General features: G+C 59.7%; 11 protein-coding genes. 6 read left to right on the top strand and 5 right to left on the bottom strand.

What is annotated here, in order from left to right; all coding sequences use genetic code 11:
* Positions 1–219 precede the first annotated feature (219 nt).
* The 5 genes from pyrG (at position 220) to REA38_RS23805 (ending at position 6,345) form a co-directional block, all read left to right on the top strand.
* On the top strand, positions 220–1,857 hold the full coding sequence (pyrG, locus tag REA38_RS23825) for a glutamine hydrolyzing CTP synthase (RefSeq protein ID WP_033637139.1): 1,638 nt from the start codon (positions 220–222) through the stop codon (positions 1,855–1,857).
* An 81-nt stretch (positions 1,858–1,938) separates the two neighbouring features.
* The gene (gene eno, locus REA38_RS23820; RefSeq protein WP_033637140.1) at positions 1,939–3,234 is read left to right on the top strand and encodes a phosphopyruvate hydratase; all 1,296 of its coding nucleotides are present in this window, start codon (positions 1,939–1,941) and stop codon (positions 3,232–3,234) included.
* Positions 3,235–3,532: 298 nt separating this feature from the next.
* Complete coding sequence (locus REA38_RS23815; RefSeq protein WP_041033298.1) at positions 3,533–4,723, top strand: NAD(P)/FAD-dependent oxidoreductase; 1,191 nt, start codon at positions 3,533–3,535, stop codon at positions 4,721–4,723.
* Positions 4,720–5,115: a hypothetical protein gene (locus REA38_RS23810; protein WP_077791442.1), complete on the top strand. Its 396-nt coding sequence runs from the start codon at positions 4,720–4,722 to the stop codon at positions 5,113–5,115. Before REA38_RS23815 ends, REA38_RS23810 begins: the two co-directional genes overlap by 4 nt.
* Positions 5,116–5,151: 36 nt before the next feature.
* Positions 5,152–6,345 (top strand): methionine gamma-lyase, encoded by a 1,194-nt coding sequence (locus REA38_RS23805; RefSeq protein ID WP_039568871.1) that lies wholly within the window; start codon positions 5,152–5,154, stop codon positions 6,343–6,345.
* A 36-nt stretch (positions 6,346–6,381) separates the two neighbouring features.
* Here REA38_RS23805 and REA38_RS23800 read toward each other — a convergent pair whose 3' ends face one another.
* From REA38_RS23800 to REA38_RS23785, 4 genes are all read right to left on the bottom strand, one after another.
* Positions 6,382–7,776 (bottom strand): amino acid permease, encoded by a 1,395-nt coding sequence (locus REA38_RS23800; RefSeq protein ID WP_033652933.1) that lies wholly within the window; start codon positions 7,774–7,776, stop codon positions 6,382–6,384.
* A 102-nt stretch (positions 7,777–7,878) separates the two neighbouring features.
* On the bottom strand, positions 7,879–9,414 hold the full coding sequence (hutH, locus tag REA38_RS23795) for a histidine ammonia-lyase (RefSeq protein ID WP_033637148.1): 1,536 nt from the start codon (positions 9,412–9,414) through the stop codon (positions 7,879–7,881).
* Positions 9,411–11,102 (bottom strand): urocanate hydratase, encoded by a 1,692-nt coding sequence (gene hutU / locus REA38_RS23790; protein ID WP_025159649.1) that lies wholly within the window; start codon positions 11,100–11,102, stop codon positions 9,411–9,413. Before hutU ends, hutH begins: the two co-directional genes overlap by 4 nt.
* A 379-nt stretch (positions 11,103–11,481) precedes the next feature.
* Complete coding sequence (locus tag REA38_RS23785) at positions 11,482–12,822, bottom strand: aromatic acid/H+ symport family MFS transporter (protein WP_033637149.1); 1,341 nt, start codon at positions 12,820–12,822, stop codon at positions 11,482–11,484.
* 326 nt (positions 12,823–13,148) lie between these two features.
* Between REA38_RS23785 and queE the strand changes: the two genes are divergently transcribed.
* Positions 13,149–13,820 carry a 7-carboxy-7-deazaguanine synthase QueE gene (queE, locus tag REA38_RS23780; protein ID WP_033652935.1) on the top strand — a complete coding sequence of 224 codons (672 nt, stop codon included), beginning with the start codon at positions 13,149–13,151 and terminating at the stop codon, positions 13,818–13,820.
* Positions 13,821–13,868: 48 nt separating this feature from the next.
* Here queE and REA38_RS23775 read toward each other — a convergent pair.
* A partial coding sequence (locus tag REA38_RS23775; RefSeq protein WP_308886109.1) for an IS3 family transposase occupies positions 13,869–13,976 on the bottom strand: 108 nt, incomplete at its 5' end.

Here is a 13,976-nt window from a genome sequence, read left to right as displayed (position 1 = left end):
TCGCTCTCGAGGGGCGGTAAAAAGAAATTTTCTCTGCTAACTCTTTGTTTTACCTGGAGGGTTTATGCGGCGCCGGCGGAGTAAACCCTGATGAACACGGGAGGGCGGCCGAGATGATGGACAGCAAAACGATCGTTTGTAGGTCAGGAGAGGTTCGGGTATACTACTTTCCCGTCCTGGTTCTTCCATCGTCTTTAAACCTAAACTCTCAGGTTCAGCATGACAACTAATTATATTTTTGTGACCGGCGGGGTCGTATCCTCTCTGGGTAAAGGCATTGCCGCAGCCTCTCTGGCGGCTATTCTTGAAGCCCGTGGCCTCAACGTTACCATCATGAAACTGGACCCGTACATCAACGTGGATCCGGGCACCATGAGCCCGATTCAGCATGGGGAAGTTTTCGTCACCGAAGACGGCGCAGAAACCGATCTGGATTTGGGTCACTACGAGCGCTTCATCCGCACCAAAATGTCGCGTCGCAACAACTTCACCACCGGCCGCATCTACTCCGACGTGCTGCGTAAAGAACGCCGCGGCGACTATCTGGGTGCGACCGTGCAGGTCATTCCGCACATCACCAACGCGATCAAAGAGCGCATCATCGAAGGTGGCGAAGGCCACGATGTGGTGCTGGTGGAAATCGGCGGCACCGTCGGCGATATCGAATCGCTGCCGTTCCTCGAAGCTATCCGTCAGATGGCGGTAGAAGTGGGCCGCGAGCACACTCTGTATATGCACCTGACGCTGGTGCCGTACATGGCGGCGGCCGGCGAAGTGAAAACCAAGCCGACCCAGCATTCCGTAAAAGAACTGCTTTCCATCGGTATTCAGCCTGATGTGCTGATTTGCCGTTCCGATCGCGCAGTTCCTGCTAACGAACGCGCTAAAATCGCGCTTTTCTGCAACGTGCCGGAAAAAGCGGTTATCTCTCTGAAAGACGTTGATTCTATTTATAAAATCCCAGGCCTATTGAAATCTCAGGGGCTGGACGATTATATTTGTAAACGATTCAGCTTGAACGCACCGGAAGCCAACCTGGCCGAATGGGAACAGGTGATCTACGAAGAAGCCAATCCGGGCGGCGAAGTGACCATCGGCATGGTCGGCAAATACGTTGAGCTGCCGGACGCCTACAAGTCGGTGATCGAAGCGCTGAAGCACGGCGGGCTGAAAAACCGTCTGACCGTGAACATCAAGCTGATCGACTCGCAGGACGTGGAAACCCGCGGCGTGGAAGTGCTGAAAGGGCTGGACGCGATCCTGATCCCGGGCGGCTTCGGTTACCGCGGCGTGGAAGGCAAAGTGATGACCGCACGCTATGCGCGCGAGAACAACATTCCTTACCTGGGCATTTGCCTGGGCATGCAGGTGGCGTTGATGGAGTTCGCTCGCAACGTGGCGGGCATGGAAAACGCCAACTCCACCGAGTTTATGCCAGACTGTAAGTACCCGGTGGTGGCGTTGATCACCGAATGGCGCGACGAAGACGGCAACGTCGAAGTGCGCAGCGAAGAAAGCGATTTGGGCGGCACGATGCGCGTAGGTGGCCAACAGTGCAACCTGATCGACAACAGCCTGGTGCGTCAGCTGTATGGCGAACCGACCATTGTCGAGCGTCACCGTCACCGTTACGAAGTTAACAACATGCTGTTGAAGCAGATCGAAGCCGCAGGGCTGCGTGTCGCCGGTCGTTCCGCCGACAACAAGCTGGTCGAGATCATTGAACTGCCGAATCACCCGTGGTTTGTAGCCTGTCAGTTCCACCCGGAATTTACGTCTACGCCGCGTGATGGGCATCCGCTGTTCGCCGGCTTCGTGAAAGCCGCAGGCGAGCATCAGAAGCGCCAGGTGAAATAAAATATTTGGTAGGCGGCGCGCGGTGAGAACCGCGCGCTGTTTGTCTGGAGTTTTAGTTTAACTTGTACTGAGGAAAACCTAATGTCCAAAATCGTTAAAGTCATCGGTCGTGAAATCATCGACTCCCGCGGTAACCCGACTGTTGAAGCCGAAGTTCATCTGGAAGGCGGTTTCGTCGGCCTGGCTGCTGCGCCGTCAGGTGCTTCTACCGGTTCCCGCGAAGCGCTGGAACTGCGTGACGGTGACAAGTCTCGTTTCCTGGGTAAAGGCGTACTGAAAGCCGTTGCTGCAGTAAACGGTCCGATTGCTCAGGCAGTACTGGGTAAAGATGCCAAAGACCAGGCGAACATCGACAAGATCATGATCGAGCTGGACGGCACCGAAAACAAATCCAACTTCGGCGCCAACGCCATTCTGGCGGTTTCCCTGGCAGCAGCGAAAGCGGCTGCAGCCTCTAAAGGTATGCCGCTGTACGAGCACATCGCTGAACTGAACGGCACCCCAGGCAAATTCTCCATGCCACTGCCGATGATGAACATCATCAACGGCGGCGAGCACGCTGACAACAACGTCGACATTCAGGAATTCATGATTCAGCCGGTTGGCGCGAAAACCCTGAAAGAAGCGGTGCGCATCGGTTCTGAAGTGTTCCACCACCTGGCGAAAGTTCTGAAAGCCAAAGGCATGAACACCGCCGTGGGCGACGAAGGCGGCTACGCGCCAAACCTGGGTTCCAACGCCGAAGCGCTGGCGGTTATCGCTGAAGCGGTAAAAGCGGCGGGCTACGAGCTGGGCAAAGACGTCACTCTGGCGATGGACTGCGCGGCTTCCGAATTCTACAAAGACGGTAAATACGTGCTGGCCGGCGAAGGCAACAAAGCCTTCACTTCCGAAGAGTTCACTCACTTCCTGGAAGATCTGACCAAACAGTACCCAATCGTGTCTATCGAAGACGGCCTGGATGAATCCGACTGGGCGGGCTTCGCTTACCAGACCAAAGTTCTGGGCGACAAAATCCAGCTGGTGGGCGACGATCTGTTCGTTACCAACACCAAGATCCTGAAAGAAGGCATCGAGAAAGGCATCGCTAACTCCATCCTGATCAAATTCAACCAGATCGGTTCTCTGACCGAAACTCTGGCGGCTATCAAGATGGCGAAAGACGCCGGCTACACCGCGGTGATCTCTCACCGTTCCGGTGAAACCGAAGACGCGACCATCGCCGACCTGGCGGTAGGGACTGCGGCTGGCCAGATCAAAACCGGTTCCATGAGCCGTTCTGACCGCGTTGCCAAGTACAACCAACTGATCCGTATCGAAGAAGCGCTGGGTGACCGTGCGCCGTTCAACGGCCTGAAAGAAGTTAAAGGCCAGTAAGTTCGACCGATTCGGTTGCTAAATAAAAACCCGCCGCGGCGGGTTTTTTTATGTTTTAAATTCGTGATGAATGTCAGTCTAATAATAAGTTTTTTATTGAGAACGTGGTCCTATTTAACCCGATAATTTTATTAAAGATAGTAACTGTGTTTATTTTATATTCCATTTTTATTTGCTTTATAATTATTCGTTACTAGACTGCCAATGAGGCAGTTTATTTCTCGCCGTTCTGCCGTAGATCTTCATCCTCACTATGCCTTAATACTGCCGGCTTGCTGGCCGGTTGAGCGAGGGCTTGATGCGACAGCGAATCGTCATTGTCGGCGGCGGAACCGGCGGCACCATCCTGGCCAATGTATTGGCCGAAAAATTGCACCGAGAAATTATTAATAATAAAGTCGAGTTATTAATGATATCGGATTCACCGCTGCATTATTACAAACCGGCGTTTATGTATGTGGCGTTCAATACTTTTTTCAAGCAGGAACTCACGCGCTCACAGCGGAGTTTATTGCGCCCTGAAATACAATTCATTGTTGATAAAGCGGAATCTTTCGATTTAACACAGCGAAATATAGCCACGCAAAGTGGTAAAATTTATTCCTATGACTTTCTGGTCTTTGCTACCGGCTGCGTCCCCTGGCCGGAGCGTATCGAAGGGCTGGCGCAGGCGGGCGATCATTTTTACCAGTATCAGGCCGCCAGGCGGTTGGCGCAAAAACTGGCGACTATCGAGAAAGGGCGTATCTTCATCACCGTTTCCTTCCCTGAAACCCCCAACGTGCCCCACCAGTGCGGCATCGCGCCGATCGAAACCACCTTGATGCTGGATGACTACCTGCGGCGGCGCGGCGTGCGTAAGGCGGTTGAGATCGTTTATACCTATCCGACCATTTCCCAATTGCTGCGCAACTGCCTGTTTTTGCAGCGCCCGACCGGCGAAGCGCTGCCCGCCATTTTTGCCGCGCGCGATATCCGTCACCAGCGCGGTTTTACCCTCAGCCAGGTGGACGCACAGCGCAATATCGCCTATTCCGCCGAGGGGGAGGAACAGCCGTTTGACATCCTGATGGCCACGCCGCCGATCCGGGCGGTGGAAGCGGTGCGCAACACCGGCCTGAGCGATATTCAAAACGGCGAGGGGTGGTTGCCGACCGATCACCAAACGCTACAGGTGTACGGCCAGCAGGGCGTATATGTGATAGGCGACACCGTGGATCTGCCGGTCAGCAAGGCGGGCGGTTCTTGCCACAATCAGGCGCCGGTGATCGCCGACAACATCGTGGCGGAAATACGGCTGGGGCAAACGGTCAGCCATTACGACGGCAAGGTGCAGGCGGTCGCGCAAATGGGGCTGAATGCCGGCATGCCGCTGGTGTACGACTACCGTCACGACGTGCTGCCGACCCCGGCCACCAAGGTGGGCGGCATGCTGCGCAACGGTTTTAACCGCGGTCTGTATTGGGCCACGGTAAGGGGGCTGATATGACGGAAAGCACGGTGCATGGTGATGAACTCCAATCGCTGGCGGGCTTGCTGGAAAAACTGCGGCCGCTGCTGGCCGGCGGGCGGCTGGACAACGTGGTCGATCTGCTATCGTTGCTGTCGGACGTAGTGGATATCGCCGACAACGCGCTGGTGGAAAAACTGGCCGGCGTATTCGAAGGGCTGGTTACGGTCGGTTGGGAGGGAGGGACTGCGTTGAAGATGGCGCACAGCGAGCTGCAATTGAACCCGCCGCCCGCCAATTTTCGTGCGGCTTACGCCTTGCTGAAGCAGCCGGACACCCTGCTGGGCGTCATGCTGCTGCTGCGCACTCTGCAAATTATCGGGCGGCGTACACGGGATGGCGCGTTGCCGCCGGATGCTTCCGATGAATAATTGAATCGGCTTCGTTCACTCAGATAAGGAGTCGTTATGTCCGGCAAACTTGACCATGCCTTCGCTACCCGCGCTATTCATTATGGCTACGATCCTCAGCAGCATCAGGGGGCGCTGTGCCCGCCGGTGTTTATGAGCTCCACTTTTACCTTTCCCACGGCGGAATATGGCGGCGCTTGCTTTGCCGGCACCGAACCGGGGTATTTCTATTCACGTATCGCCAACCCGACGCTGAATCTGCTGGAGCAGCGCATCGCCAACCTCGAAGAGGGGGAAGCGGCGGTGGCGTTCTCTTCCGGCATGGGGGCGATCACCGCCTGTTGCTGGACGTTGCTCAGCCCGGGCGATGAGCTGATCGTCGATGAAACGGTGTATGGGTGCACCTTCAGCTATTTTCATCACGGTCTGGCGCGCTTTGGCGTCAAGATAACCCATGTTGATCTGACCCGGCCGGAGCGGCTGGCCGCCGCGATCGGTAGGCGCACCCGGCTGGTGTATTGCGAAACCCCGGCCAACCCCAACATGCGACTGATCGATATCGCCGCAGTGGCGGAGATTGCACACCGGCATCAGGCGTTGCTGCTGGTGGACAACACCTACTGTACGCCGTACCTGCAGCGGCCGCTGACGCTGGGCGCCGACATCGTGGTGCACTCGGCCACCAAGTACCTCGGCGGCCACGGCGATCTGCTGGCCGGGCTGGCGGTGACGAGCGAGGCGCTGGCGCAGACGATCCGGCTTGAGGGGCTGAAGGACATGAACGGGGCAGTGCTGTCGGCGCAGGATGCTGCGCTGGTACTGCGCGGTTTGAAAACCTTGCCGCTGCGCATGGATCGTCATTGCGATAACGCGCAGCGTCTGGCGGAGATGTTGGCGGAGCATCCTGCGGTCGAGCGGGTGTATTATCCCGGCCTGGCGAACTTCCCGCAGCATGCGTTGGCGCAGCGGCAAATGGCGCGCCCCGGCGGCATGCTGGCGTTTGAACTGCGGGGCGGCATGAGTGCAGGCATTCGCTTCCTCAATGCGCTGCAGCTCATCTTGCGCGCGGTCAGCCTGGGCGATTGCGAAAGCCTGGCGCAACACCCGGCCAGCATGACGCACTCGGCCTACAGCCCCGAAGAGCGGCGGCGCCATCATATCAGCGAGGGATTGGTGCGGTTGTCCGCCGGGCTGGAGGCGTTTGACGACTTGCAGGCGGATGTCCTGCAAGCATTGGCGCAGGCGCATTAAAAAACCCGCCGCAGCGGGTTTTATCAGAAGCGAGCGTTACATCTGCTGCGTTGCCGCGGTCACCGGCGAACCCCCGCCTTTCTTGCGCACCCACAGCCAGTAAGCCACGGTGAGTAAAGCGATCCACACCAGCCCGACGTACAGCGCGATGCGGCTCTCTTCGAAGTAGCCGAGCAGGCCGATGACGAATGCCATAAAGGCGGTCGCCAATGCCGGCGCCACCGGCCACCACGGCACCGGGAAGCTCAACTGACGAGTTTCTTCCGGCGACAGCGTGCGGCGCATGACGATCTGCGACAGCAGGATCATCAGCCACACCCAGACGGTGGCGAAGGTGGCGATCGAGGCGATGATCATGAAGACCTTCTCCGGGATCAGGTAGTTGAGCACCACCGCCAGCAGCAGGGCGACCGACATCACCAGCACCGTCATCCACGGCACGCCGCTGGCGGTCAGTTTGGTGAAGCTGCGCGGCGCCTGGCCGTCCTGCGCCATGCCGTACATCATGCGGCCGGCGCCGAAGATGTCGCTGTTGATGGCCGAGATGGCGGCGGTGATCACCACCACGTTCAGCACGTTGGCGGCGGAGCTGATGCCGAGGTTGCTGAAGATCTCAACGAACGGGCTGCCGTTCTGGCCGATGCTGTTCCACGGGTAGATCGCCATCAGCACCGTCAGCGTCAGCACGTAAAACAGCAGGATGCGCACCGGCACGGCGTTGATCGCTTTCGGCAGCACTTTGGCGGGGTCTTTCGCCTCGCTGGCGGTAATGCCGATGATCTCGATGCCGCCGAAGGCGAACATCACCACCGCCAATGACGCGACCACGCCGCCGATGCCGTTGGGCATAAAGCCGCCGTGCTGCCACAGGTTACTGATACCGGTAGCGTGCTGGGCTTGGCCGAAGCCGAACAGCATCACCGCCGCGCCGCCGACGATCATCGCCACGATGGCGGCGACCTTGACCAGCGACAGCCAGAATTCCAGCTCGCCGAACACCTTGACGCTGCACAAATTGAGCGCGCCGATAAACAGAATGATGCTGAGCACCCAGACCCACTGGGCGACGTCCGGGAACCACAGCCCCATATAAATGCCGAAGGCGGTGACGTCCGCCAGGGCGACGATCACCATTTCGAAGGTGTAGGTCCAACCGGTGAGGAACCCGGCCAGCGGGCCGAGATAGTGGCTGGCGTAGTGGCCGAACGAGCCGGAAACCGGCTGGTGCACCGCCATTTCACCCAGCGCGCGCATCACCATGAACACCGCTGCGCCCCCCACCAGGTAGGCCAGCAGCACGGCCGGGCCGGCCAGCTGGATGGCGCCGGCGGAGCCGTAGAACAGGCCGGTGCCGATCGCCGAGCCGAGAGCCATGAAACGGATGTGCCGCGCGTTTAGTCCGCGTCTGAGTTGTGTTGTTTCGTTACGCATGTTGCTTCCCGTTAAGTGTTTGCCGAACAGGCACGCGCTGCCCGCGCCGGGTGGAACGCACCCGGCGGGGCAGAACAAACTGCGTGATTCAGTGTGTGATGATTATGCCTGGCTAGGCAGCAGCGCCGCAGGCAGCAGCGATGTCAGGTGACCGGCCGCCAAGAGTTGGCTGGCGGCTTCAATGTCGGGGGCGAAGAAACGATCCTTGTCGTAGAAACTGACATGCTCGCGCAGCAGACGGCGCGCCTGCTCCAGACCTTCCGAGGTCTTCAGGCCGTTGCGGAAATCCAGGCCCTGGCAGGCGGCCAGCCATTCGACCGCCAGAATGCCGCGCACGTTGTCCGCCATGATCCACAGGCGGCGACCGGCGGCCGGCGCCATGGAAACGTGGTCTTCCTGGTTGGCGGAGGTCGGAATGCTGTCGACGCTCGACGGGTGCGCCAGCGCTTTGTTTTCGCTGGCCAGCGCCGCGGCGGTCACCTGGGCGATCATGAAGCCGGAGTTCACGCCGCCGTTTTCCACCAGGAACGGTGGCAGTTGCGACATGTGCTTGTCCATCATCAGCGAGATGCGGCGCTCGGACAGCGAACCGATTTCGGCGAACGCCAGCGCCAGGTTATCGGCGGCCATCGCCACCGGCTCGGCGTGGAAGTTGCCGCCGGACAGCACGTCGCCCTGTTCGGCGAACACCAGCGGGTTATCGGAGACGGCGTTGGCTTCAATTTCCAGCACCTCGGCGGCCTGGCGGATCTGCGTTAGGCAGGCGCCCATCACCTGCGGCTGGCAGCGCAGGGAGTAAGGATCCTGCACTTTTTCGCAGTTGCGATGCGAGTCGGAGACTTCGCTGCGCGCGCCGAGCAGGTGGCGGTAGGCGAGGGCGGCGTCGATCTGGCCGCGCTGGCCGCGCACCTCGTGGATGCGCGCATCGAACGGGCTGCGAGAGCCCAGCGCCGCTTCCACCGTCAGGCTGCCCGCCACGGTCGCGGCGGCGAACAGGTCTTCGGCATCGAACAGGCCGCGCAGCGCGAAGGCGGCGGAGACCTGGGTGCCGTTCAGCAGCGCCAGGCCCTCTTTCGCCGCCAGCGTCAGCGGTTTCAGGCCGGCCTTGGCCAGCGCTTCAGTCGCCGGCAGCCATTGGCCCTGATGGCGCGCCTGGCCTTCGCCCAGCAGCACCAGGCTCATGTGCGCCAGCGGCGCCAGGTCGCCGGAGGCGCCGACGGAGCCCTTCAGCGGAATATGCGGATAAACTTCGGCGTTGACCAGCGCGATCAGCGCCTGGATGACTTCCAGACGAATGCCGGAGAAGCCGCGCGACAGGCTGTTGATCTTCAGCACCATGATCAGGCGCACCAGGTTGTCGTCGGTCGGCTCGCCCACGCCGGCGGCGTGCGACAGCACGATCGAACGCTGCAGGTTTTCCAGATCGTCGCGGGCGATGCGTGTCGAAGCCAGCAGGCCAAACCCGGTGTTGATGCCGTAAGTGGTGCGGTTTTCCTCAACGATGCGTTCCACGCAGGCCACGCTCTGCTGGATTGGCGCGTAGGCGTTGTCGTCCAGCGTCAGCGTCACCGGGTGTTGATAGACGTCGCGTAGCTGGGCCAGCGTCAGTTTGCCTGGGCGAATAGTCAGCGCTTTCATGCTTTTTCTCCTTGGGTCGCGGCAACCATCGGCAGGTTCAGGCCTTGCTCACGGGCGCAGTCGATAGCGATATCGTAACCGGCGTCGGCGTGACGCATGACCCCGGTAGCCGGGTCATTGTGCAGAACGCGGGCGATGCGCTCGGCGGCTTCGTCGGTGCCGTCGCAGACGATCACCATGCCGGAGTGTTGGGAGAAGCCCATGCCGACGCCGCCGCCGTGGTGCAGGGAAACCCAGGTGGCGCCGCTGGCGGTGTTCAGCAGGGCGTTGAGCAACGGCCAGTCGGAAACCGCATCGGAGCCGTCTTTCATCGCTTCGGTTTCACGGTTCGGGCTGGAAACGGAGCCGGAATCCAGGTGATCGCGGCCGATGACGATCGGGGCGGACAGTTCGCCGCGGCGCACCATTTCGTTGAACGCCAGGCCCAGCTTGGCGCGCTGGCCGAGGCCAACCCAGCAGATGCGCGCCGGCAGGCCCTGGAAGCTGATGCGCTCGCGCGCCATGTCCAGCCAGCGGTGCAGGTGTTCGTCATCCGGGATCAGCTCTTTCACCATGGCGTCGGTTTTGTAGATGTCCTGCGGATCGCCGGACAGCGCCGCCCAGCGGAATGGCCCGATGCCGCGGCAGAACAGCGGACGGATGTAGGCCGGCACGAAGCCCGGGAAGTCGAAGGCGTTGTCGACGCCGGTTTCTTTCGCCATCTGGCGAATGTTGTTGCCGTAGTCGAAGGTCGGCACGCCCATCTGCTGGAAGGCCAGCATGGCTTTGACGTGATCGGCCATCGACTGCTTGGCGGCGGCGACCACTTTGGCCGGCTCGGTCTGGGCGCGCTGGCGATATTCTTCCCAGCTCCAGCCTTTCGGCAGGTAGCCGTTCAGCGGATCGTGGGCGCTGGTCTGATCGGTGACCATGTCCGGGCGCACACCGCGGCGAACCAGCTCAGGCAGGATTTCCGCCGCGTTGCCGCACAGGGCGATGGAGATGGCTTTGCCTTCCGAGGTGTATTTTTTGATGCGTGCCAGCGCGTCGTCCAAATCTTTAGCCTGCTCATCGACGTAGCGGGTTTTCAGGCGGAAATCGATGCGGCTCTGCTGACATTCGATGTTCAGCGAGCAGGCGCCCGCCAGCGTCGCGGCCAGCGGCTGCGCGCCACCCATGCCGCCCAGGCCGGCGGTCAGCACCCAGCGGCCCTGCAGGCTGCCGTCGTAATGCTGGCGGCCCGCTTCGACGAAGGTCTCATAGGTGCCCTGAACGATGCCCTGGCTGCCGATGTAGATCCAGCTGCCGGCGGTCATCTGGCCGTACATGGCCAGGCCTTTGGCGTCCAGTTCGTTGAAGTGTTCCCAGGTTGCCCAGTGGGGCACCAGGTTGGAGTTGGCGATCAGCACGCGCGGCGCGTTGCTGTGGGTTTTGAAGACGCCGACCGGCTTGCCGGACTGCACCAGCAGGGTTTCGTCTTCCTCCAGCGTTTTCAGCGTTTCGACGATCTTGTCGTAGCAATCCCAGTCGCGCGCGGCGCGGCCGATGCCGCCGTACACCACCAGCTCGTGTGGGTTCTCCGCAACTTCAGGATCGAGGTTGTTCATCAGCATGCGTAACGGCGCTTCGGTCAGCCAGCTTTTTGCGTTTAATTGTGTGCCGCGTGGCGCGCGTACATCGACATTGCGAACTTTGTTATTTGTAGTCACAGCAGTTTCCTCAAACAGTATCGGTGCAGATTCCATGCCGCGGTGGGGGATGAGTACCACGGCATAACAATGCGTAGGGTTTATTAACATATACTTGTATGTACAAGCATATGCAACACTGACCAGTTGCCGCTTAAAAGTGGCATAAGAAAAAGTTATTTTCTTTTAATATCAGTTTGATATGCGATTTTTTATCGCCGGCTTCATGTATGGAAAGCCGGAGAAAAGTGAGCTGTTCGGCAAAAATGAATTAAAAATGACTCATTTTTGGGCGGCTAGTCACAATATTTTTACAGACTGATTACAGTTGCGGCCAGGGGATAAACAAACCCTATCGCCGCAGGGAAAAAGCCCGCCGTCGGTGGCGGGCTTGTCAGGGTCAGGCCGCCGGTTGCAGCGTCGGTTTGCGGCTCATTTTGCATACCGTGGCGATGGCGGCGATCAGCGCCGGCACGCACAGGAACATCAGGATGCTCTGCACCTCCCACTGCATCGCCAGCAGTTGGGCGCCCATCATGGTGCCGGCGACGCCGCCGAAGCGGCCGATGCCCTGCATCCAGGCGATGCCGGTGGCGCGGCTGTGGGTGGGGTAGAAGGTGGCCGCCAGCGTTTGCAGCCCGGACTGCGCGCCGTTCATGGTGACGCCCATCAGGAAGATGAAGGCGCCCAGCAGCACGATGTGTTTGTCCTCGGTCGCCATCGCCACGATCAGCAGGGCAGTGGCGACAAAGCCGCTCGAGACCACCTTATGCGCGTTCCAGCGATCCATCAGCCAGCCGGCCACCAGGATGCCAAGCGTGCCGCCGAAGGTGAACAGCGAGGTGAGCATCGCCGATTGCTCCAGCTGGTAACCCAGCCCCTGCATCAGGATCGGCATCCAGCTCAGCAACACGTAGTAGATTACCAGCCCCATAAAGTAGGTCAGCCACAGCATCAGCGTGCCGAGCAGGTAAGGGCGGCTGAACAGCAGGCCGACACTGGTCTTGGTGTGCGTCAGCTTCTCTTCGTACAGGTAAAAACGCGTCACGCCGTCCAGGCTCTGGCTGACGAAGCGCTGTGCGATGCGCTTGATCTTCGCCGCATCCTGCCCGCGGTTGACCATGTATTTGACCGATTCCGGCAGCAGTAGGATCAGCAAAACCGTCAACGCCAGCGGCGCAATGGCGCCGAGCAGCAGCACGCTGTGCCAGCCGTAGCTCGGGATCAGCCACGATGAAATGGCGCCGCCGCCGGCCGCGCCCAGCGGAAAACCGCAATACATGGTGTTGATCGCCAGCGAACGGCAGCGCTGCGGCGCGTATTCGGAGATCAGCGTGATGGCGTTGGGCATCGCCGCTCCCAGCCCGAGGCCGGTGAGAAAGCGCCACAGCGTCAGGCTGTTGAGCGAGCCGGCGTAGGCGGTGGCCAGGCTCGACAGGCCGAAGAACAGGCAGGAAAACACCAGCACGCGTTTGCGGCCGATGCGGTCGGAGATTGGCCCGGCGATCAGCGCGCCGAGCGACAGCCCCAGCAGCGCGGCGCTCAGCACCGGCCCCAGATCCTGTTTGACGATGCCCCAGTCTTTGGCGACCGAGGGGGCGATATAGCCCATGGCGGCGGTATCGAAACCGTCGATGGCGAGGATCAGGAATCCGAGAATGATCAGGGTCCAGTGAAACAGCGAAAACTTGCTGTCGTCGATGGCCTGCTGAATGTTCAACTCGCTGGTGGAATGAGTCATGGCACCCTCTAAACGCAGATGTAGTCGTGATGGATGGAACGTGGCCGAAACTGACGCTCGGCTTGTATTTGCTTGTATATACATCTGCGCGTCGGCGCTTTATGTCAAATATATTTATCTTATGCGTTAAATAAATGTTGTTTTTGCGAAGCAGGTTACACCGTGAATGAAAGGCCAAAGCCTGACTCACAAATTAAATGAACGCCGTGGGTGGTGAGATATGCTGGCGGCGGCGCGGAGAATAAAATTTAATACAATGTTGGCCGTTTGGTCGCCGGGCCGGAATCTGCGATAATCGCTTTTTACTTTTCCAGATTGAGAAACCGATGCAGTACCCGATCAATGAGATGTTCCAAACCTTGCAGGGCGAAGGCTTTTTCACCGGCGTGCCGGCCATTTTTATCCGCTTGCAGGGCTGCCCGGTAGGGTGCAGTTGGTGCGATACCAAACATACCTGGGAAAAGGAAGCCAATCGGGAAGTCGACCTGCAACGGATCCTGGTCAAAACAGAGGAAAGCGACGCCTGGGGCAATGCCGGCGCCGAGCAGCTGTTGGCGGTGATGCGCCAACAAGGTTACACCGCGCGCCATGTGGTGATCACCGGCGGCGAACCCTGCATCTACGATCTGACACCGCTGACCGAGCTGTTCGAACAGCATGGCTACGGCTGCCAGATTGAGACCAGCGGCACCCACGAGGTGCGCTGTTCCGCCAACACCTGGGTGACGGTTTCGCCGAAGGTGAATATGCGCGGCGGCATGAAGGTGCTGGATCAGGCGCTGCGGCGCGCCGACGAGGTGAAGCATCCGGTGGCGCGCGAGCGCGACATCGAGGCGCTGGACGCGCTGCTGGCGACGCTGCAGGACGACAAGGCGCGCATTATCGCGCTGCAGCCGATCAGCCAGAAAGAAGAGGCGACCCGCCTGTGCATCGAAACCTGTATCGCGCGCAACTGGCGGCTGTCGATGCAGACCCACAAGTATCTGAACATCGCCTAAAATCAGGGCGCCCTTTGAACTGACCCCCAGAAGTTGGACGATGTAAATTCAGGCGGCCTTCATGGCCTGGGTTCGATACTCTACCGGACTCAGGCCTTTTAGTTTCTCTCTGAGGCGGCTGTGGTTATAGTAATCAATGTAGTTCTCTATTTCTTT

Source organism: Serratia sp. MF1(2023) (assembly GCF_030954545.1).
Classification (GTDB): Bacteria; Pseudomonadota; Gammaproteobacteria; order Enterobacterales; family Enterobacteriaceae; genus Serratia; species Serratia sarumanii.
Note: the sequence above shows the minus strand (reverse complement) of the source record. Positions and strands in the feature narration are given on the sequence as shown.

Coding starts and splice junctions, on each gene's coding strand:
- pyrG (WP_033637139.1), top strand. CDS start 220: ATGACAACTAATTATATTTTTGTGACCGGCGGGGTCGTATCCTCTCTG.
- eno (WP_033637140.1), top strand. CDS start 1,939: ATGTCCAAAATCGTTAAAGTCATCGGTCGTGAAATCATCGACTCCCGC.
- REA38_RS23815 (WP_041033298.1), top strand. CDS start 3,533: ATGCGACAGCGAATCGTCATTGTCGGCGGCGGAACCGGCGGCACCATC.
- REA38_RS23810 (WP_077791442.1), top strand. CDS start 4,720: ATGACGGAAAGCACGGTGCATGGTGATGAACTCCAATCGCTGGCGGGC.
- REA38_RS23805 (WP_039568871.1), top strand. CDS start 5,152: ATGTCCGGCAAACTTGACCATGCCTTCGCTACCCGCGCTATTCATTAT.
- REA38_RS23800 (WP_033652933.1), bottom strand. CDS start 7,776: ATGCGTAACGAAACAACACAACTCAGACGCGGACTAAACGCGCGGCAC.
- hutH (WP_033637148.1), bottom strand. CDS start 9,414: ATGAAAGCGCTGACTATTCGCCCAGGCAAACTGACGCTGGCCCAGCTA.
- REA38_RS23785 (WP_033637149.1), bottom strand. CDS start 12,822: ATGACTCATTCCACCAGCGAGTTGAACATTCAGCAGGCCATCGACGAC.
- queE (WP_033652935.1), top strand. CDS start 13,149: ATGCAGTACCCGATCAATGAGATGTTCCAAACCTTGCAGGGCGAAGGC.